The sequence below is a fragment of the Shewanella marisflavi genome (genome assembly GCF_023283925.1).
Taxonomy (GTDB): Bacteria; Pseudomonadota; Gammaproteobacteria; order Enterobacterales; family Shewanellaceae; genus Shewanella; species Shewanella marisflavi.
In genome coordinates this window covers 695,609-714,775 of the sequence record NZ_JAKIKX010000001.1, presented here as the reverse complement: position 1 = coordinate 714,775, position 19,167 = coordinate 695,609, and the positions used below count along the sequence as shown (strand labels likewise).

Genomic DNA, 19,167 nt, shown 5'->3' with positions numbered 1-19,167 from the left:
TGATATTAATCAACGGCTTTTTTAATCTTCACCTTAAACGGCTTCTTCGTTCTCTTCACCGGTGCGAATACGAATCACACGCTCCACTTCGGTAACGAAGATCTTACCATCCCCGATTTTACCTGTTTTGGCGGTATCAACGATAACCTCTAAGGCTTGCTCCAATTGTTCATCTTGGATCACTAACTCAATTTTAACCTTAGGCAAAAAATCAACCATATACTCGGCGCCGCGATAGAGCTCAGTATGCCCTTTCTGGCGACCGAAACCTTTGACTTCAGAAACCGTCATGCCGGTAATACCGATCTCCGCCAGAGATTCACGCACATCATCTAACTTAAACGGCTTAATAATGGCCTCGACCTTCTTCATCAAACGCTCCCTAATATTACGTTAACCTTAAGTTTATGAAGTACTAGCTTACCACGTCCAATTAATCCGCCAAAGATGATTATATCGAGAGGTAAAACGATTCAATATTCATAGAACAGAACAATATATCAGTCCCCCATCAACCAGCATCTGCTTATCTATACTCTATAAACCCGCCGTAAAAAGCTGGGGCAAGTCATTGCAGGACGCATAGACTCAACAATCGCAAGGAAATGCCATGAAACTTAAAAATGGATTTACGCTCATTGAGCTAATGGTGACCCTGTCGGTCGCTACCATACTCCTCTCCATAGCGGTACCCAACTTATCCAGCCTACATCAGGCATATCGCGCCGATGCAGCGATAAGAATCATCCAACAAACACTTCAGTTTGCTCGAAATGCCGCCATTAATTATGGTGTGCGGGTAACTGTATGCCCAATCAAAGATAATCAATGCACTAATGATTGGCACTTAGGACTCAGTGTTTTTACTGACTCAGGAACCAGCAATCAACTCGATGGTAATGACAAACTATTGATGCAAACAGCCTCATTCGATCGCGATGACTTCGTTTACTACAACCGCGCTGCGGCGCGCTTTCAGCCTGATGGTCTAGCATCGGCTAGCAACGGAACATTAAGGTATTGCCCAAGCTCGGCCGATAGCCCTCATTCTAAAGCGGTAGTCGTCAATCAAGCAGGTAGAGTACGCTTTTCAAAGGAGAAAAATATCAGCTGCAATTAGTAACTATCCCCTAGCTAGCAGTAGATGCCAAATTTAATCAAGCTGACAAATTATTGGCATTAAAAAGAATAGCTTATATATACTGAAATCCTAAAGCTTCTCGCTTATACTTTGTAACAGTAGCAGTGAGGATCCTTAAATGCGTAAGAACAAGAAAGGTTTTACCCTAGTAGAATTAATGGTGACAGTTGCCGTGGCAGCGATACTTTTGACGATTGGTGTCCCTTCTTTAACGTCAGTGTATGAACAAGTGCGAGTAAACAATAACGTTGAAAAGATTCACAATCTCTTTGCTTTCGCTCGCAATCAAGCAATTAGCTACGGAGCAACCGTAAACGTTTGTTCTTTTGCGTCGGCAACCTCATGCGGAACAGACACTGATTGGAGTGGAGGTATTAGAGTCTATATTACTGATGCCGACAATAACGATCATGAGTTAAAAGCTATTGACAGTTTTAATAGCCAAGACAAAGTTAAAGCATCAGCAATCTCAATGACTTTTTCACCAGACGGATTATCTTCAGGTGGAAATGTAACCTACTGCCCGAATGGCAAAGCCTCAAACTCGCAAAGAGTCCTCATTAGTACAAGTGGATTAGTTTCTTATGGCACTGACGGAAATGCCTGCTAATAATCATTACTTTTATAAAAATAAAAAGCCCCACTAAAATGGGGCCTTTGAAACTTATCACCTAAATCCTATCTAAGCGTTTGTTTATCTATTCTTTTTGCATTAGTGCTTGAGAACTCATGCCCCAAAGGCACACATTCTTCAACACTTTTAATAAAGTACTTCTTACCTTTATTATCTGTTAATTGTTTTCCTGGTAAACTGGCAACTCTTAACTGAAGATCTTTCTCGTTCCAGCGATAAAAAACGACTTGCTCGCCTTTTTTAGTACTATTGATAAAGCACTTATAATCCTGCTTAGCCGCAAATGCTGAGCTGGCTACACTTGATAGTGCGAAGCATAATACGCTGACTACTAATTTATTCATTTCCAACACTCCGCCGAAGGTCCTTTAACACCTGCAGATGTCATAGTAATGGTTCCACATGTCGAGTCTCTGCTAGCTTGTGCACCTTGAGCAGTTGCAGTAATAGTGAACGAGCTAGTACCCGATGAAGCCACACTATAATGACCATGTTCAGTTACAAATGGACTCGCTCCCAATCCGAGCTTCGTCATATCCGTAGCATAGGCACGATTATCAAGATAATACTGCTCCTGTAAATTGGCGACTCGCATTACCGCCGCTACCCCTTCAGAGCGGCCACTCTTAGTCACATAATTGATATATGAAGGATAGGCTATTGCCGCCAATATTCCGACAATAGCGACTGTTATCATTAACTCAATCAGGGTAAACCCAAGTAGTGAACTCTTCTTCATTAAAACGCTACTCATCTATGTGGTAATAAATTTTGTTTGTGTTCAAGCCCGATTCAATATCTACAGTCCCTGAGCAATTCTCGCCTTTTTCATCACATTTTCCTCGACCAATGATAAGTACAGCATCGGGATTATCGGGATCATTTGGGTCATCCGATTCTGGCGGAGTTATAATTTTTGGTGGCTGAGGAATACAGTTGTCACACACATCAATGACATACTCTTCTGAATACCTTCCCCCCTTATGCAGATCTAACGTATATAACTTCCCTACAGATTGAAGCGAACATGAATCTGGATCTGGGGCAGGGCCTGTCGGCGTAAACGAAGTGAAATATACTTTACCGCTTATGATCACTGACGGTGACAAGCTTTTCTCTCCGGCTCCAGCAAAATCGTAATACCAACCTCTTTTCTCCCCAAAGGCGATATTTTCACTCTCTGTGGAAGGAGCTCCTGATGTAATGTTGTAAAGATTATCTGGATAGCTCAACGGAGTTGGTACAGCTGTACCTCCTACACCAAACTGCTGTGTAATCACATTCCTATCTTGAAAAACAAAAAACATATCTTCTGTGGCGGTACCCAATGGATTGGCTCGGTTACCAGAACCTAAAGTCACCGCATCATATGGAACATTCTGATAAGCCACTGTGGTCGTGGTACCAGATTCATCTGTAACAGTGACTCTTGAAGTATTCGTAAAATAAGTTTGAGCGACAGTAGGTTCATAAAAAAATCTCCTATCACTATTACTTAATGCACCACCAACTTGTGCAAATTTAAACCCACTCCAAGTAGTTTTATCCTCTGAAGGCATGTCAATACGCCAAACATTTCCTCCAAGATCTGCTGCGTACAATCTGTCTGTTACACCATCACTGTTACTATCTAATGTTGCAATTGAGCCAACTATAGAATCTTCAATGTTAGGTAGCGATGTATTACCTGACGCGCCGAAAGAATGAATAAGCTGACCATTCGCAGCATTTACAATATACACCATCCTTCCTGAAGCATTTTGACCTCCGCCGCTATCATAACCAGTGTTATATCCGCCGCCGAAGATAATCACGGGTCCATCAAAACCTGGGATCCTTGTCACGACGGGAGTTGACCAAGTCTGTCCTAAATCTTCAAAGCCTACTGTTGTATTGGATATTTGCCACTTCAGACTAGGGACATCGCCTTTAACATCCAATGCATAATAAGATTGGCCACCTCTGCGTAAACCGAAAAACAACCAAGCTTCTTCTATCGTCGCACCATTTCTTTGCACATAAGCTACAGGGGAACCATCCACCCCATAAACACTGTGCCCTGCGGAATAATCATTTCGCCTAATAACACTAACATTTGGCAGCAATTCATATGGCATAAAAGCCCAACTTTCGGATACAGCGTTACCTGTATCTTTAAACGCATGCATTAGACCATGATTTGTACCCACAAAAATCATAGTATGGTCACCGTAATCAATAGCTAAAGGCTGAGAATGCAGAGGATCTCCCATGATGTCAGCTCTAACACCATTGATGTCAATCGAGGTGTACTCGTCCACCTCTCCAGTATCTTTGTAAGAAGCAACATCAACATTCCAGCCTTCAATCCACTTAAAAGCTTTCTCTAACTCTACATCGACATTATCAATCGGCAATCCCATATAGGCAGCTAAATTACTTTTCCCACCTGCTTTTAATGAAACATCATTAAAATTACTCGCGGAAAATAATTTCAACCCCCCAAGGTCGCTATAAAGGCTTCGCCCACTAGGATCTATACTTCTCGTAGCTCCCCCTGCGGCAACGATATTACCGCCATCTACAGGATCCCCTTTTTCATCTAAATATCCACTTTTATCTCCGTTGGTACTGCAATCACTCCATATAGTACAAGCCGTATTAGCAATACTGCCTGAAGAGTCAATTGCCGGATCCCCGTTAGCATCTACTAACCCTCCGCTAGAGTTGACTTTTAACTTCTTAAGATTACCTGTCCATTTAGGGCTTTGCGAAGGTTCAAAAAGCGCATAATAAGCAGCATCTAAAGTTCGAGTGGGGTCTGCACTACTAAACGCTACACCAGGGGCAGAAAAACGCTGTCCTGTACTATCAATCTCACCAATGAGTTTAGTAATAGCTTCAATCAATTGAACTGTATTATCAGCCCTAGAATAAGTGCCTCTTAGTCCATTTTTTGGATCATTTGAACGTCTGGCCGTTTCTATAAGCAAAGGCTCAGCAGCCTCTTCATCCTCACCCAAGCTAAAGCCTATGGTGTGTGTGATAACACGTTGAAAACCATCGGCAGGAGACATATCTTCATTAAACATATACTCAGCTAACGCTGGCAGATAACTTTCTTTAGCGGGTTGATCTCCCTCTGCTGGACGATAAGTAAATGGCGTCCCCCCCAAGGAAATAATTAAATTATCAGCTGATTTATCTAATACAGGTGCCCCGTCAGTAATGTAGATGACATGCGCGAGCCGATTACACTTTGACAACGGCGAAATATAATTCCCACCGCTTTCAATACTGGTATCATACATAGGCTTGTTAGCATCATATTTAATATTGGTACCGTCACTGTTACCGTTATAATCTCTATCTGAATGGCCAAAATGTATTGCGCCACCACTAAAGTAACGGTAGGCCTCGTATAAGGTTTCGCATAAGGGCGTGTTGGTTTCTGCTGGTAGGTTAGTAATGGTATTAATTAATGCTTCCTTTTCAGAAGCTGTTCGCTGTTTTATTCCAGCGACGATTCGCCCACCATCACTGTCGCCCTCATTTGGAAAGTTCAAATTAAACACTGCTAAACCAAAATCTACAGATGGAACCGTACTTATCACACTCGAAATGGCAGTTTTTGCAATAGCCAAGCGCGTTTGATCTGGAAAATCAGGGTTAGTCCCTTCCGCAACATCTTTCTGATAATGACGATACCAACGTAAATAGTTAGCCGAATAAAGCGTAACCAGCTCCCCTGTATTGAAACCATTAACACCAGGAGTTGACCCCCAAGGAAGATATACAGCATTACTTCCATTACCACTCTTAAGACTATCAACTGGGTAACCTGGAGCAAACGATGTTATATCGTTATTATTATCAGTTTTTTGTGCAGGAATATCTTCCCAACAATCAACAGGATTATTTTGATCTTTGCCCGAGTTATTCTTTATCGGTTGCCAAGTACCTTTACCATTTCCACTTGTAATGTACTCTCGAATATAACCAGTAAATCGTCCGTATTTATTTAATGCCTCTCTGGCAACAGAGCACCCATTAAGCAAATCATTAAATCTATTAGTTTCTGAAGGGCTATCTGGAATACCTAAACCCGCCTCATCAATACCAACACCGATCGCAAAATAAACCATGCCATCGTCATAGGAGTTAGCGCTATCTAGTGGCTCATAGGGATTATTTGGATCATTAACGTACCCTCCCGGCAAACCTTCAACAATGGTGTCCATACTGCCTGAGTTGTCGAAAATTATCAGCACTTGAGGCCGTACATTATTTTCCGCTGGGTTAAGATAAAGATCTGTATCATCCGCAAAAGACTGTACAGGCAAAGCCAATGCTGTAACTAGGCTTGCAAATAAAATTTTATTAAACTTCATGACCCGCTCCCGCTGAGCACTTCCTGCTCAATACCTGTTACAACCATTACTTGACCTAGATTATCTCGTCCGAAACTAACCTGGCTGGATATTTCAATACGGCGACATTTAAACAAATCTGTTCCGCTGGCAGCAGCACTTCTCTGACAAGACACATTCTTAGGCTGAACGACTAAATTCCCTGCTCCATCATCGACTAATGGCAAAGGGGTGAGTACTTGCTTACCGCCAGAAAATGAGTTCTGAGCATCAATAGCTGACATAGTTGCTAAAAATGCTGGCGTCTTATTTAACAGAACAGCTGCAATTCCACCATCAGCCAAGGCTTTTGCCTCTATTCGTTCGGCCCCTGCGCCAGCCATTCGGAGTGATTGAGTAGAGTTTACAGCCAATGCAACACCAATAACCGTCATAAGAATCAAAACGATTAAGGCAAAAAATAGCACGACTCCTTGTTGTTTTTTCATGTGCCCCTCTACTAATTCCTAATCAAAACAGGGTTTTCAAGCATTACAGTGGTTGACATCACTTTCCGCCTAAAATGATCTTGTGGCGCTACAATTGTTTTATCACCCAGCGAATATTGAGTTTCATTAGTATAGCTAGGATCTTCTTCAACCGAACGCACAAGCAAAAAGACTTTCAAGGCCACAATCCTCTGAAAGGACTGATTATCCCACATCACGGTATTTACGCTTCCAACAGGAACATATCGATTCGGTATATCATCCCCATTATCATCAACACCATACAAAACTCTTAAATTTTCAATACCTTCTACGAGTTGCTCCTCGTTATTCATTCCATTGGCAACCGACAAAGTTCGTCGTCTTAGCACAGGTACCGTCCCATCATTTTTTATAAAGTAAATATGATGTTGATATTCCCAAAATCGACTATTAGTTAAAACTGGCGTCACTTGATTACCAGTAAAAAATATTGCCTGGCTCGAAGTTGTAGCAACATAATGATTTGTGCCAACATTCGGAGACAATGTATTAGGACCAACCAGTCGTTTTATCTGCAATACATCTGTATTCGCATTCACTCCAGTAAGGCAGCCAAAAGCAACGCCACTAACACCCGCTTCATACCCCCAAATCCGCCTAAAATGGGACGCTGTACCATTTGGCAGCGTTGCGTTATTAACTCCTCCACCTACACAATCATTTGGAACAGCTGCGGATGATATTGTCGTATTACTCCCAACCACAAAATCTGTTCCAGTCATATCTCCCATAAAGGCCAACTGGGTTAAATCACGCTCCATAATTGCTAAGGCAATACGTCCATTTTCTTGCAATTGATTAAACTGACTGGTTGTCGTTACGTTAGATGATGACATGCTAAACATAGTAAATATGCCAGCAGATAAGAATAGGCTAATGACCAAAGCCACCATCAACTCGACGAGTGACATTCCAGACTGAGCACGTATAGTTAAAATCTTCATTCTGTTCAAATCACCGTCTGTACTGTAAATAAGCGTCGATGGGTTGTGGTAGAGCCACAATCAGAGGAGGCCGATTCAATAGATGTTTCACGAATCCCCTTCCACGCCATGCTAACTGTAACGCTATTACCGCTTACCACGACGCAGGCTGTTGGGGTATCTAGCCCTCCAACATTCTGAGTTCCTACTGTCTCAGCGCCACCATTGAATAATGTTCGCCACTCATATAGATCCCAAGCTGCCATCTCCGAAGATGAACAGATTGCAGCCCCCTGGCATTGCTTACTTACCGAACTTGGTATTCCACTATAGGTACCTGCATAAGTGGCTAACTGGGTAGGATTTAACTTCATACGATTGATAATATCGTTGGCGTAGTATGAAGCCTGGGTTTGCTGAAAAGACTCGAAGCTGCCTCGTTTAGAGACAACGTGAAGATTGAAAATGCCGATTAAGCCAATAACTAAAATGACGAGTGATACCATCACCTCAATTAGGGAAAACCCTTTCCCACGTTTTACCATGATGTCAAATCTCCGATAATAGCCATACTTTTGACAGTCGTTTCAGTTGTTTAGTCTTTAAAAATCTGAATGTTAGCATAACTTTAAACTATACTAGTTAATCATAGATTAGTCGAATATTACGCGCTAGTAATATTAAGTCTAAAAATGTATCTCCATATAGCCAGGATGATTTTTAAACAACAAAAAAGGAGGCCTTGGCCTCCTTTTCTCATCAAAACAATCAGATATAGCTAACGCAATTCCGCCGGAACGGCAAACACCGTATCTTCTTTTCGTCCCTCAACCTCGGTAATAACGCTCGGTGCCAACTTGGCAATGGCATCTATAACCTGTTTTACTAGGACTTCAGGAGCTGATGCACCCGCTGTAACGGCAACCTTTTCGATACCGTTAAACCATTCAGAGTTTATGTCATCGGCATTATCGACAAGGTAAGACTGAGTTCCCTTCTTGATAGCCAGCTCCATCAAACGGTTAGAGTTAGAGCTGTTTTTCGAGCCCACGACAATAAAAAGGTCAACGTCATCGGCAACATTACGTACCGCGTCTTGTCTATTTTGAGTCGCGTAACAAATATCATCTTTACGCGGTCCCTGGATAGACGGAAAACGTTTCTGCAGCGCCGCGATCACATCGGCAGTATCGTCCATCGACAAAGTGGTCTGAGTAACAAAGCAGAGGTTTTCTGGATCTTTAACAACCAAAGCTTCAACATCCGCCGGAGACTCCACCAAGAGCACGCCCCCTTCAGGGTTATCATACTGCCCCATGGTGCCCTCGACTTCAGGGTGTCCCGCATGACCGATTAAGATACATTCGATCCCTTTGCGGCTCGCACGAGTAACCTGAAGATGCACCTTAGTGACTAAGGGGCAGGTCGCATCAAACACACGTAGTCCGCGTTTTTTCGCTTCGGCGCGTACCGCCTGAGATACGCCGTGGGCACTGAAGATCACTATGCTATCGTCAGGTACTTGATCCAGCTCATCGACAAAAACTGCGCCTCTGTCTTTGAGGTTTTGTACCACGTACCTGTTGTGCACCACTTCGTGACGCACATAGATAGGCGGTGAAAACAACTCAAGAGCCCTTTCGACAATGCTAATCGCCCTGTCGACACCGGCACAAAAACCACGAGGATTAGCCAGCTTGATCTGCAAGCTTTGTGGAGGTTGAGTCATAATTAGAGCTCCTGAATCACTTCCAATTCAAATGTCACTGTACGACCCGCTAACGGATGATTGAGATCGACAGTAACAGAGTCACCAAGTACATCGCGAACGATACCTGGGATCTCACTGCCGCCAGGACCTGCGAAACTTAGGATAACCCCGGCTTCGAGTTGCATATCGGCAGGAAACTTGCTCCTGTCCATATGATGAATCGCATCGGGATTCGACTCCCCAAAGGCATCTGCGGCCTCTAGGGTAAAACTGTGCTTGTCCCCTTGCTTCAGGCCCTTCAACTCTGCTTCAAAAGCAGGACTCAAGGTTTTATCGCCTATGTTTAACTTGGCAGGCTTACCTGAAGCTTTAGTACTATCGGCGGTAGAGCCATCTTCTAGCACTATATTCATATGACATAATAATGAACGCGTAACAGTCACTTAATACTACCCCTTTGCGACATCTTTGCCGTCTGGTTTACTCTCTGAGATAAACGAATCCAAGATAATCAGCCCGGCACCAACACAAATCGCCGAATCGGCAATATTAAAAGCAGGGAAATGGCTCGTCTTCCAATAAAAATCGAGAAAATCAACCACAAAGCCATGTTGCAGCCGGTCGATAAGATTACCCAGCGCCCCACCTATGACTAAGGTATAGGCCAGATTTAGTCGCCACATAGCGTTTGGTTGCTTACGCAGCCAAACAGTCAACAAGGTACTAAAACCGACAGCCACAATGGTAAACAGCCAACGCTGCCAGCCACCGGCATCGCTTAAAAAGCTAAAGGCAGCGCCATAATTTCTCACATAGGTGAAATTAAAAAATGGCAATAAGTTAATTGACTCTCTCAGGTCAAAATTGGCTAACACCCATTGTTTGGATAGTTGATCGGCGATAAACACCAATACAACTACCCAATACCAACGTAAGCCACTCTCTTTCCAGCTAGATGGCATTCTATTCCCTTATGCGAACTGACGTACTTCGCCGTCACCTTCAATATTGGTGACGCAGCGTGTACAAAGCAGTGGGTGCTCAGCAACCTGGCCCACATCTTCTCTATGGTGCCAGCAGCGGTCACACTTAGCCGCCTCGGTCTTAGCAACTAACAGTTTTAGACCGGCAAGCTCAGTAGCTACTGCATCATCACCCGCACTCGCCAGCGGCGCAATCTGGGTGTTAGAGGTCAGTAGCACAAAACGCAGCTCATCACCTAACAATGCTAAAGACTCGGTTAGGGACTCATCAGCGTAAAGCGTGACTTCAGCCTCTAAAGAACCACCAACGCGTTGTTCACGACGCGCTTGTTCAATCGCCTTGTTCACTTCGTCACGTACCGTGATGAGGTTTGTCCAGTACTCATCGCTCAGGTCGCTATCTAGGGTCACTGACGCTAAGCCTTCAAACCAGGTCTGAGTAAACACAAACTCGTCGCGCTCACCCGGCAGAGATTGCCATACCTCATCGGCAGTGAAGCTTAGAATAGGCGCAATCCAGCGCACCATGGCTTCGGCAATCAAGTAGAGTGCACTCTGACAGCTGCGACGAGCTAAGCTATCGCCCTTAGCCGTATATTGTCTGTCTTTGATGATGTCCAGATAGAAACTACCCAGTTCGACAGAGCAGAATTGCATCAGTTTCTGCGTCACCAAATGGAAGTTATATTGCTCGTAAGCCTCTAAGATCTCAGCTTGCAAGGCTGCTGCACGGCGTACCACCCAGCGATCCAATGCCACCATATCTTCAACGGCAACGGTATCCTTAACAGGGTCAAAACCATTGAGGTTTGCAAGCAAGAAACGCGCTGTGTTACGGATACGGCGATAGGCATCGGCACTACGCTTAAGGATCTCGTCAGAGACGGTCATCTCACCGCTATAATCTGTCGCCGCTACCCAAAGACGCAATATGTCGGCGCCAAGTTTATTGGTGACTTGTAGCGGGGCGATCACGTTGCCGATAGATTTAGACATCTTACGGCCCTGACCATCCACGGTGAAACCATGGGTTAATACCTGCTTGTACGGCGCCTTGCCACTCATGGCGGTAGAGATCATCAGAGACGACATAAACCAGCCACGGTGCTGGTCACTACCCTCAAGGTAAAGATCGACAGGGTGACCATTATATTCTGGACGCGCGGCAACCACAGACGAGAAGGTAGAACCTGAGTCATACCACACATCTAAGGTATCTGTGACCTTACGGTATTGGTCGGCCTCTTCGCCTAACAGCTCTGCTGCGTCAAGATCCCACCAAGCCTGAATGCCTTCTTGCTCAATTCTGTGGGCTACACGCTCCATTAAGGAAACGCTATCAGGGTGTAGCTCTTCGGTCTCTCTGTGTACAAACAGGGTAATAGGTACACCCCAGGTACGCTGACGCGAGATACACCAATCTGGACGGTTTTCAACCATCTTCTCGATGCGGCTCTGTCCCCAGTCAGGGATCCATTGCGTCTTCTCGATCTCACTCAGTGACTGACTACGCAGCCCCTTTTGATCCATAGAGATAAACCACTGCGGCGTCGCGCGGAAGATGATAGGTGTCTTATGACGCCAGCAGTGTGGGTAGCTGTGACGATAGGCCACATGATTCAGTAGCGCGCCTTTCTCTTCAAGCAGCGCAACAACGTTATCGTTCGCTTTAAAGACATGTTGACCAGCAAAGAACTCAGTGTCTGGCTTATAAACACCATTGTCTCCCACAGGGTTAGCCACTTCCAGACCATACTTTTGACCAATCACGAAGTCATCCTGACCATGGCCAGGGGCTGTATGCACCACACCTGTACCCGAATCGACAGTCACGTGATCGCCAATAATGACAGGTACATCGAAATCGTAGAAAGGATGCTTAAAGCGAAGTAGCTCTAATGCCTGACCTTTAACACTGCCAAGTACACGGTGCGACTCGGCGCCATAACGCTCAACGCAAGACTCAACCAACTCCTGCGCCACTATGATGGCAAGCTGCTTGTCTTCTTTAGTGAACTCAACCAAATCGTAATCGATATCACCGGCCATTGAGAGGCCACGGTTCGCAGGCAAGGTCCAAGGGGTCGTGGTCCAGATAACGGTCGCGACATCGGCGTCACATTGCTCGACACCGAATTTAGCCAGCACTGCAGCCTTATCTACCGCCAAGAAGGCAACATCAATGGCAGGTGAGGTCTTATCTTCATATTCAACTTCAGCTTCCGCTAACGCCGAGCCACAATCGGTACACCAGTGTACTGGCTTAACCCCTTTGTGCAGGTGACCATTATCAATAACCTTAGCCAGTGAGCGAACAATGTTGGCTTCGGTATCAAAATTCATGGTCAGGTAAGGATTTTGCCAATCCCCAAACACACCAAGACGGATAAAGTCTTCGCGCTGGCCGTCAACCTGCTGCGCCGCATATTCACGACACTTCTGACGAAACTCGGCTGCGGTTACCTTCTGTCCAGGCTTACCCACTTTCTGCTCAACCTTAAGTTCGATCGGCAGACCGTGACAGTCCCAACCCGGAATATAAGGCGCATCGAAACCCGACAAGGTTTTAGACTTAATAATGATGTCTTTTAAAATCTTATTTACTGAGTGACCAATATGAATACTACCGTTCGCATACGGCGGGCCGTCGTGCAAAATGAAGGGCTTGGCACCTGTGCGGCTTTCACGAATCTTTTGGTACAGCTTGTTCTCTGTCCAAGATTTCAACATCTCTGGCTCGCGCTTTGCCAGGTTACCACGCATCGGAAACTCAGTTTCCGGCAAGTTTAAAGTAGATTTATAGTCGCTCATTGATCCTATACCGTTAATTTAGCTAATAGAGCTCAGCCTGCATCTAAGCCAAGCAGAGCCTTGGCTCTGTCAGCATCATCTTTAATTTGAAGCTTCAGCGCATCTAATGACTTAAATGGCTGTTCATCCCTAATCTTTGCCACCAACTCGACTTCAACTGTGCGGCCATAAAGGTCACCATCGAAATCAAACAGATGGACTTCTAACTGACAATTTTGTCCATTGACTGTGGGCCTGAAACCCACATTGGCAACGCCTTCGTAAATATCGCTGCCGTCCCAATACAGTTTCACCGCAAAGACACCTCTCACCGGAGAGACCTTGCGTTTTAAGGCGATGTTCGCCGTTGGAAAACCTATGGTTCGGCCAATTTTTTCCCCGTGAGCCACCTTGCCACTGAGCGCATAGGGATGTCCCAATAGGCGCCTTGCCTGCTCCAGATTACCTTTGGCTAACTGAGAGCGGATCTCGGTGGAACTCACCCGCTTATCGCCAATGATAAAACTATGGGTATTGACCACAGCAAAGCCATATCGCTCGCCGGCGGCTTTCAGCATCTCAAAATTTCCACGTCGCTGCTTGCCAAAACAGAAATCATCACCGACCACCAGATACTTAACACCAAGCTGCTTAACCAAGAGATCTTCGATAAAGGCTTCGGCGGGCATCGAGGCAAACTTCTGATTGAAATTGACACATAGCAGACGATCTATGCCGAGCTCATCGAGCAAGACAATTTTATCGCGCAGCAAACTCAGCCTGGCAGGGGCATTCTCCCCTCTAAACAGCTCTTGAGGCTGTGGCTCGAAGGTCATCAGTGTCGCAGGAACCTTGAGTTGCTTTGCCTTTTTCACAAGGGCAGCAATGACTTCGGCATGACCACGGTGCACGCCATCAAAGTTACCAATAGTCAGCACGCAACCCTGGTGTCTGGGTAAAATATTATGTATACCGCGGATCAGTTCCATTACATTCAATAACTAGCAAGCATAAGTTCGCGGATTATATACTAGCTGAGAAGGATAATCAGCACTCAAAAGCCAGCTTTCATCCTCCAAGGGCGAATTCCTAACAATAACATAACCAACAGGTACACCACAGCCCCCGAACCGATCAACAAGGCCAGTTCTGTCGCCCGTCCCACAAAGGTAAAATTCAACCAGTCGTCCATGCTCGGCATCAAGTAATAGAGCACCGACATCATTAGCACTGCGGCGGTAATGGTTTTACCCATAAAGACAAAGGTTTGCTTTGGCACTTGATAAACACCGGCGCGATGTAAACCGCGATAGAGCAAACAAGCATTAAGCAGCGCCGACAGAGAGGTCGCAATCGCCAATCCCACATAGCCAAAGGGAAATACAAAGATAAGATTAAACACCATGTTGCTCACCATGGCGATAATGCCATAACGCACGGGCGTCTTAGTATCCTGACGAGAGTAATACCCAGGCGCTAACACTTTAATCAGCATGAAACTTAACAGTCCCGACCCATAAGCCATCAAACTGTATGAGGCCATATAGACATCATCGACAGTAAAGGCGCCGCGCATAAACAGCACCATCAGCATAGGCTTGGCTAACAAAATCAAGCCGCACATCGCTGGTACGCCCATCAGTAATATCGCTTTAATGCCCCAGTCCATAGTCTTGGCAAAGCCATCTCCCTCGGCATTTACATATTTCTTCGACAGCGCGGGTAAGATCACAGTCGCAATCGCGATACCAAACAAGCCCAAGGGAAACTCCAACAAACGGTCAGAGTAATAGAGCCAACTGATCGAGCCTGTCATCAAGAAACTGGCGATAAAAGTATCGAGCAGTAGATTGATTTGCGACACCGACACCCCAAACAGCGCCGGCAGCATCAAGGTGCGAATCTTCACCACGCCGGGATGATGCCATCCCCACGAGGGCTTAACCAAAGCCTTTTCTCGCATCAAGAATGGAATTTGAAACAGAAACTGAATTAAACCACCAGCAAAGACGCCCCACGCCAAGCCTATTTCCGGCTGTTCGAGCCTGGGGGCCAGGAAAATGGCAGCGCTGATAATTGCTACATTCAAAAATACCGGCGTAAAAGCCGACACGGCAAACCGCCCCCGAGTATTTAGGATAGATCCGGCCAGCGCAGTAAAGGTAATAAACCAGAGGTAAGGAAAGGTGATCTTCAGCATCAGCGAGGCTAGCTCAAATTTTTGACCATTGGGCTCATCGTTCAACCAAGCCAAAAACCAGCCGCCACCAAATAGCGCCGTCAATACCGGAGAGGCGATCACTCCAATCAAGGTCACCAGGGTCACTACTACTCCGAGCGTGCCGGCCACTTTAGCCAGCAACAGCCTTACCGCCTCGTCATCATGCTTCTCTTGGTATTCGGTTAATACAGGCACGAACGCTTGAGCGAATGCTCCTTCGGCAAATAGTCGACGTAAAAAATTAGGAATTTTATTAGCGAAAAAGAAAACGTCTGCGCTGCTCCCAGCCCCCATTAGGTTTGCAATTACAACGTCTCTCACTAAACCTAAAACACGAGAAATCAGCGTCATAGCACTCACGATCATGCCTGACTTAAAAAGTTTCTTGCTCAAAGCTCCCCCTGAAACGAGCACCACAGGTGTGTCGAGCAAGTTAAAAAGTCGACTTACCCCCTGTCACCAAGCAGCAAATACTGCTAGAATTGCGCACCATATTACACGAGTTAGGTTGAAGAACGCCAAGTCTGCTCTGATTATTTATCTTTAAGATAAAGATCCGATCATTGTCATTGACAAACTGACTAAAAAAAGGCATATTCCTCGACCTTTAAAAATATCTAACCCTTTTAGGAGTTGCACCTTGGCTAATAGCAAGTCTGCAAAGAAGCGCGCGCTTCAATCTGAAAAACGTCGTCAGCACAACGCTAGCCGTCGTTCTATGCTACGTTCTTACGTTAAGAAAGTTATCGCTGCGATCAACACTGGCGATCACAAAGCGGCAACTGAAGCATTCAATGCTGCACAACCAATTGTTGACCGTATGGCGACTAAAGGCCTTATTCACAAGAATAAAGCTGCTCGTCATAAGGCTCGTCTAAACGCTAAGATCAAAGCACTGGCTGCTTAATCTGTCGCGATATAAAAAAACCGGCTTAGGCCGGTTTTTTTGTATCTAAAATATAGTGGGGCTGCTAAAAGCCGCTCAATCTCGCGCCCGAAAAAAAAAGCTGACAGCATACTGCCTATCAGCTTTTCTCCCTGCACTATATCATCTCTACCTAGTGGCAATAGATGGTATTGAGTAACTTAATAATCTCGGATACTTCCTTGCTTTTTAGCGAATAAAATACCGTTTGCGCTTCTTTTCGCGTTTCAACTAAGTTGTCTTTACGAAGCCATGCTAAGTGTTGCGATAGCGCAGATTGGCTAAGCCCGAGCTTTTTATTCATCTCACCGACACACATCTCACCTTCGCTCAACAAGTAGCATAAGATGAACAGTCGGCGTTCATTTGCCAGAGCCTTTAGCAATACAACAGCATTATCCGCTCGTTGCTGCATCAATTCTATATTCATTACGAGCAATTTCTCCTAAAACAAACCCCGGCACTAATATAGCGTTGACTTAAAGATATAGTCGGGACATAAAGCACACTTTTTGCTAGATTGTTTTCAAAAATGGGACATACGTAATAAAAATAAAGGAAACTCATGAAAAGCTCCCCTCTCCCTCTCTTATTCACCCTCTTTTTTACCGGGCTAGTAGGTTGTCAAAGCACGACAACAGCAGACACAAATCAAAATGTTAGCGCGCAACTACAACAAAAAGCACTCGAGTCCAGCTTATCTTACGATATTGTCGAGTCATTGACGGTTGAGGTTGGCCCAAGACTCGCTGGTAGCGAGAAAGACCTAATCGCCGTTCAGTGGGCCGAGAACAAGCTTAACTCACTCGGTTTTGACAAGGTCTATAAAGAAGCCGTTAAGGTTCCCGTCTGGCAACGTGGAGAGGCTAAGGCCAGCATTGTCTCCCCTTTCGCCCAACCTTTAGTGATCACAGCCCTCGGTGGCAGTGTGGGCACGCCAGAAGAAGGCATCAATGCCCCTATCGTACGCTTTGAGTCCCTTGAAGCGCTAAAACTCGCCGAGCCTAGCCAGGTATCGGGGAAAATCGTGTTTATCGATCACATCACCCCTAGGTTTAAGACAGGTAAAGGCTATGGCATCACAGTTGGTGGTCGTTCACGCGGCGCCATTGCCGCAGCCGAAAAGGGCGCCCTGGCCATTGTCATTCGCTCTATCGGCACAGATCATGACAGGATGGCACACACGGGTATGATGCGTTACCAAGAAGGGGTTGAGAAGATCCCTGCGGCCGCTATGTCTAACCCCGATGCCGATCTCATTGCCTTGATGCTAAAGCGCGATCCCAATGTCATACTCCACCTTAAGCTGACCCCTAAAAACCTGGGCTATGCCACCTCATATAATGTTATCGCCGAAGTCACTGGCAGCAGTAAACCTGATGAAATAGTGCTTATCGGCGCGCACCTGGACTCATGGGACGAAGGCACGGGGGCTATTGATGATGGTGCTGGTGTCGCAATTGTCACTACGGCTGGGCATCTTATCTCCCAGCTACCACAACGGCCAGCCCGCACGGTTCGGGTTGTACTCTATGCCGCAGAAGAGTTGGGGTTGATTGGTGGTAAGAGCTACGCTAAAGCACATCAACATGAGCTGGATAAACACTATATTGCCGCCGAATCTGACTTCGGCGCAGGATATATCTACCAGCTAGACTTTAACGTCGCTGACAGCGCCTTTGCGGCCATACAAGCCCATACAGCCTCAATGCAAGCCAACGGCGTTGCCATGGGTAACAACCAGGCTTCAGGCGGGCCCGATGTCTCTATGCTGCCTAACCATGGCGTTCCGGTCGCATCACTTAGACAAGATGGCACCGATTACTTTGACTATCACCACACGCCAAACGATACCTTAGACAAAATCGATCCCAAGGCCCTGGCACAAAATGCCGCCGCCTATGCGCAGTTTGCTTACCTGATGGCGCAATCAGAGATTGAGCTTAGACCGCTAACGTCTAAGACCAAGTAGACAATCTCAGTTAAGCGATAGTCTAAATTCCAACCTTAGTTTCAGACAAAAAAAGCAGCCGATGGCTGCTTTTTTCATGGGGTTGAGCCGTTGTGGCTCTGGCATTCGCTAGGCTTGCTCTTCTCTGAGGAATACAGGCTCATTAACGCCTGAATCCGCTTCACTGTAATAGTAGCCGGCCATATCAAACTTAAGGAGATCTTCATAACGGCTGACATTATTGTCCAGCATATAACGCACCATCATGCCGCGCGCCTTCTTTGCGAAGAAACTAATGACCTTGTACTGGCCATTCTTCTTATCCTTGAAAATAGGCGTTATCACCTGACCTTGGATCTGCTTAGGCTTAACCGCCTTAAAATATTCATTTGAAGCAAGATTGACCAGAATGTCATCCCCCTGCTCGGCAAGGGCTTTATTGACCTCTGTGGTGACAATATCGCCCCAAAACTGATACAAGTTCGCTCCTCTTGGGTTTGCCAGCTTAGTGCCCATCTCCAGTCGATAAGCCTGCATCAGATCCAATGGGCGTAGCAAGCCGTACAAGCCAGATAAGATACGTAAATGCTTTTGTGCTCGTTCAAGACTTTGCGCCGACAAAGTATCGGCATCCAGTCCGGTATAAACATCGCCACGAAATGCAAACAAGGCCTGTTTAGCATTGTCCAGATTAAAATCCTTGTTCCACTCGGCAAAACGCGCCGCATTCAAACCGGCTATCTTGTCACTTACCTTCATTAAAGAGGCGATATCTGCTGGTGTTAGCTCTCGACATACCTCGATCAGCGCTTCACTGTGCTCAAGCAGTGTCGGCATGGTAAAGGTTTGAGTACTTGCTGGTGTTTCATAATCCAGGGTTTTAGCCGGAGAGACTAAAATCAGCATAAATTGTCCTTATTTCTAACGATCAACGAGATGTCTATCATACTGACGCTGACATAAAAAAACCACGCCCATAGGACGTGGTTTTTTAGATGGTACTAATAGA

The 19,167-nt window shown here is 45.6% G+C and carries 19 protein-coding genes; 4 read left to right on the top strand and 15 right to left on the bottom strand.

Going from position 1 to position 19,167, the window contains the following annotated elements; genetic code table 11:
• Positions 1-33 precede the first annotated feature (33 nt).
• The gene (locus L2712_RS03040) at positions 34-372 is read right to left on the bottom strand and encodes a P-II family nitrogen regulator (protein ID WP_033539833.1); all 339 of its coding nucleotides are present in this window, start codon (positions 370-372) and stop codon (positions 34-36) included.
• A 238-nt stretch (positions 373-610) separates the two neighbouring features.
• Here L2712_RS03040 and L2712_RS03035 point away from each other — a divergent pair, with 238 nt between their 5' ends.
• Both L2712_RS03035 and L2712_RS03030 read left to right on the top strand, forming a co-directional pair.
• Positions 611-1,120, top strand: a complete 510-nt coding sequence (locus L2712_RS03035; RefSeq protein ID WP_248976839.1) for a GspH/FimT family pseudopilin — start codon at positions 611-613, stop codon at positions 1,118-1,120.
• A 139-nt stretch (positions 1,121-1,259) separates the two neighbouring features.
• Entirely contained in the window at positions 1,260-1,751 is a 492-nt protein-coding gene (locus L2712_RS03030) for a GspH/FimT family pseudopilin (protein ID WP_033539831.1), read from the top strand.
• A gap of 68 nt (positions 1,752-1,819) precedes the next feature.
• Here the strand turns inward: L2712_RS03030 and L2712_RS03025 are convergent, their stop codons facing one another.
• The 12 genes from L2712_RS03025 to murJ form a co-directional block, all read right to left on the bottom strand.
• A complete protein-coding gene (locus L2712_RS03025; RefSeq protein WP_033539830.1) occupies positions 1,820-2,119 on the bottom strand; it encodes a TapY2 family type IVa secretion system protein in 300 nt (99 codons plus the stop codon).
• Complete coding sequence (locus L2712_RS03020; protein WP_033539829.1) at positions 2,116-2,514, bottom strand: type IV pilin protein; 399 nt, start codon at positions 2,512-2,514, stop codon at positions 2,116-2,118. The genes L2712_RS03025 and L2712_RS03020 overlap by 4 nt, the downstream gene beginning before the upstream one ends.
• Positions 2,515-2,521: 7 nt before the next feature.
• A complete protein-coding gene (locus L2712_RS03015) occupies positions 2,522-6,145 on the bottom strand; it encodes a pilus assembly protein (protein ID WP_248976838.1) in 3,624 nt (1,207 codons plus the stop codon).
• Positions 6,142-6,612, bottom strand: a complete 471-nt coding sequence (locus tag L2712_RS03010) for a pilus assembly PilX family protein (protein ID WP_033539827.1) — start codon at positions 6,610-6,612, stop codon at positions 6,142-6,144. Before L2712_RS03010 ends, L2712_RS03015 begins: the two co-directional genes overlap by 4 nt.
• Positions 6,613-6,623: 11 nt before the next feature.
• Complete coding sequence (locus tag L2712_RS03005) at positions 6,624-7,598, bottom strand: PilW family protein (RefSeq protein ID WP_248976837.1); 975 nt, start codon at positions 7,596-7,598, stop codon at positions 6,624-6,626.
• A 5-nt stretch (positions 7,599-7,603) separates the two neighbouring features.
• On the bottom strand, positions 7,604-8,122 hold the full coding sequence (gene pilV, locus L2712_RS03000) for a type IV pilus modification protein PilV (RefSeq protein ID WP_033539825.1): 519 nt from the start codon (positions 8,120-8,122) through the stop codon (positions 7,604-7,606).
• A gap of 233 nt (positions 8,123-8,355) precedes the next feature.
• Positions 8,356-9,285 (bottom strand): 4-hydroxy-3-methylbut-2-enyl diphosphate reductase, encoded by a 930-nt coding sequence (gene ispH / locus L2712_RS02995; RefSeq protein ID WP_181404220.1) that lies wholly within the window; start codon positions 9,283-9,285, stop codon positions 8,356-8,358.
• A gap of 23 nt (positions 9,286-9,308) precedes the next feature.
• Positions 9,309-9,731: an FKBP-type peptidyl-prolyl cis-trans isomerase gene (gene fkpB / locus L2712_RS02990; RefSeq protein ID WP_248976836.1), complete on the bottom strand. Its 423-nt coding sequence runs from the start codon at positions 9,729-9,731 to the stop codon at positions 9,309-9,311.
• Positions 9,732-9,737: 6 nt separating this feature from the next.
• Positions 9,738-10,250, bottom strand: coding sequence for a signal peptidase II (lspA, locus tag L2712_RS02985; protein ID WP_033539822.1), 513 nt, complete (start codon positions 10,248-10,250; stop codon positions 9,738-9,740).
• 9 nt (positions 10,251-10,259) lie between these two features.
• Positions 10,260-13,082, bottom strand: a complete 2,823-nt coding sequence (gene ileS / locus L2712_RS02980; protein WP_248976835.1) for an isoleucine--tRNA ligase — start codon at positions 13,080-13,082, stop codon at positions 10,260-10,262.
• A 32-nt stretch (positions 13,083-13,114) separates the two neighbouring features.
• Entirely contained in the window at positions 13,115-14,050 is a 936-nt protein-coding gene (gene ribF / locus L2712_RS02975; protein WP_088905188.1) for a bifunctional riboflavin kinase/FAD synthetase, read from the bottom strand.
• Between the two features lie 65 nt (positions 14,051-14,115).
• Positions 14,116-15,675: a murein biosynthesis integral membrane protein MurJ gene (murJ, locus tag L2712_RS02970; protein WP_088905189.1), complete on the bottom strand. Its 1,560-nt coding sequence runs from the start codon at positions 15,673-15,675 to the stop codon at positions 14,116-14,118.
• Positions 15,676-15,922: 247 nt separating this feature from the next.
• On the opposite strand from murJ, the gene rpsT reads away from it, so the two are divergent.
• Entirely contained in the window at positions 15,923-16,189 is a 267-nt protein-coding gene (gene rpsT / locus L2712_RS02965) for a 30S ribosomal protein S20 (RefSeq protein WP_011864900.1), read from the top strand.
• A 151-nt stretch (positions 16,190-16,340) separates the two neighbouring features.
• Here the strand turns inward: rpsT and L2712_RS02960 are convergent, their stop codons facing one another.
• Positions 16,341-16,637, bottom strand: coding sequence for an ArsR/SmtB family transcription factor (locus tag L2712_RS02960; protein WP_011864899.1), 297 nt, complete (start codon positions 16,635-16,637; stop codon positions 16,341-16,343).
• 135 nt (positions 16,638-16,772) lie between these two features.
• Here L2712_RS02960 and L2712_RS02955 point away from each other — a divergent pair, with 135 nt between their 5' ends.
• On the top strand, positions 16,773-18,179 hold the full coding sequence (locus tag L2712_RS02955) for a M28 family peptidase (protein WP_248976834.1): 1,407 nt from the start codon (positions 16,773-16,775) through the stop codon (positions 18,177-18,179).
• Between the two features lie 108 nt (positions 18,180-18,287).
• On the opposite strand, the gene yaaA is transcribed toward L2712_RS02955, so the two are convergent.
• Positions 18,288-19,064 carry a peroxide stress protein YaaA gene (gene yaaA, locus L2712_RS02950; protein WP_248976833.1) on the bottom strand — a complete coding sequence of 259 codons (777 nt, stop codon included), beginning with the start codon at positions 19,062-19,064 and terminating at the stop codon, positions 18,288-18,290.
• Between the last annotated feature and the right edge of the window lie 103 nt (positions 19,065-19,167).

Coding starts and splice junctions, on each gene's coding strand:
- L2712_RS03040 (WP_033539833.1), bottom strand. CDS start 372: ATGAAGAAGGTCGAGGCCATTATTAAGCCGTTTAAGTTAGATGATGTG.
- L2712_RS03035 (WP_248976839.1), top strand. CDS start 611: ATGAAACTTAAAAATGGATTTACGCTCATTGAGCTAATGGTGACCCTG.
- L2712_RS03030 (WP_033539831.1), top strand. CDS start 1,260: ATGCGTAAGAACAAGAAAGGTTTTACCCTAGTAGAATTAATGGTGACA.
- L2712_RS03025 (WP_033539830.1), bottom strand. CDS start 2,119: ATGAATAAATTAGTAGTCAGCGTATTATGCTTCGCACTATCAAGTGTA.
- L2712_RS03020 (WP_033539829.1), bottom strand. CDS start 2,514: ATGAAGAAGAGTTCACTACTTGGGTTTACCCTGATTGAGTTAATGATA.
- L2712_RS03015 (WP_248976838.1), bottom strand. CDS start 6,145: ATGAAGTTTAATAAAATTTTATTTGCAAGCCTAGTTACAGCATTGGCT.
- L2712_RS03010 (WP_033539827.1), bottom strand. CDS start 6,612: ATGAAAAAACAACAAGGAGTCGTGCTATTTTTTGCCTTAATCGTTTTG.
- L2712_RS03005 (WP_248976837.1), bottom strand. CDS start 7,598: ATGAAGATTTTAACTATACGTGCTCAGTCTGGAATGTCACTCGTCGAG.
- pilV (WP_033539825.1), bottom strand. CDS start 8,122: ATGGTAAAACGTGGGAAAGGGTTTTCCCTAATTGAGGTGATGGTATCA.
- lspA (WP_033539822.1), bottom strand. CDS start 10,250: ATGCCATCTAGCTGGAAAGAGAGTGGCTTACGTTGGTATTGGGTAGTT.
- ileS (WP_248976835.1), bottom strand. CDS start 13,082: ATGAGCGACTATAAATCTACTTTAAACTTGCCGGAAACTGAGTTTCCG.
- ribF (WP_088905188.1), bottom strand. CDS start 14,050: ATGGAACTGATCCGCGGTATACATAATATTTTACCCAGACACCAGGGT.
- L2712_RS02960 (WP_011864899.1), bottom strand. CDS start 16,637: ATGAATATAGAATTGATGCAGCAACGAGCGGATAATGCTGTTGTATTG.
- L2712_RS02955 (WP_248976834.1), top strand. CDS start 16,773: ATGAAAAGCTCCCCTCTCCCTCTCTTATTCACCCTCTTTTTTACCGGG.
- yaaA (WP_248976833.1), bottom strand. CDS start 19,064: ATGCTGATTTTAGTCTCTCCGGCTAAAACCCTGGATTATGAAACACCA.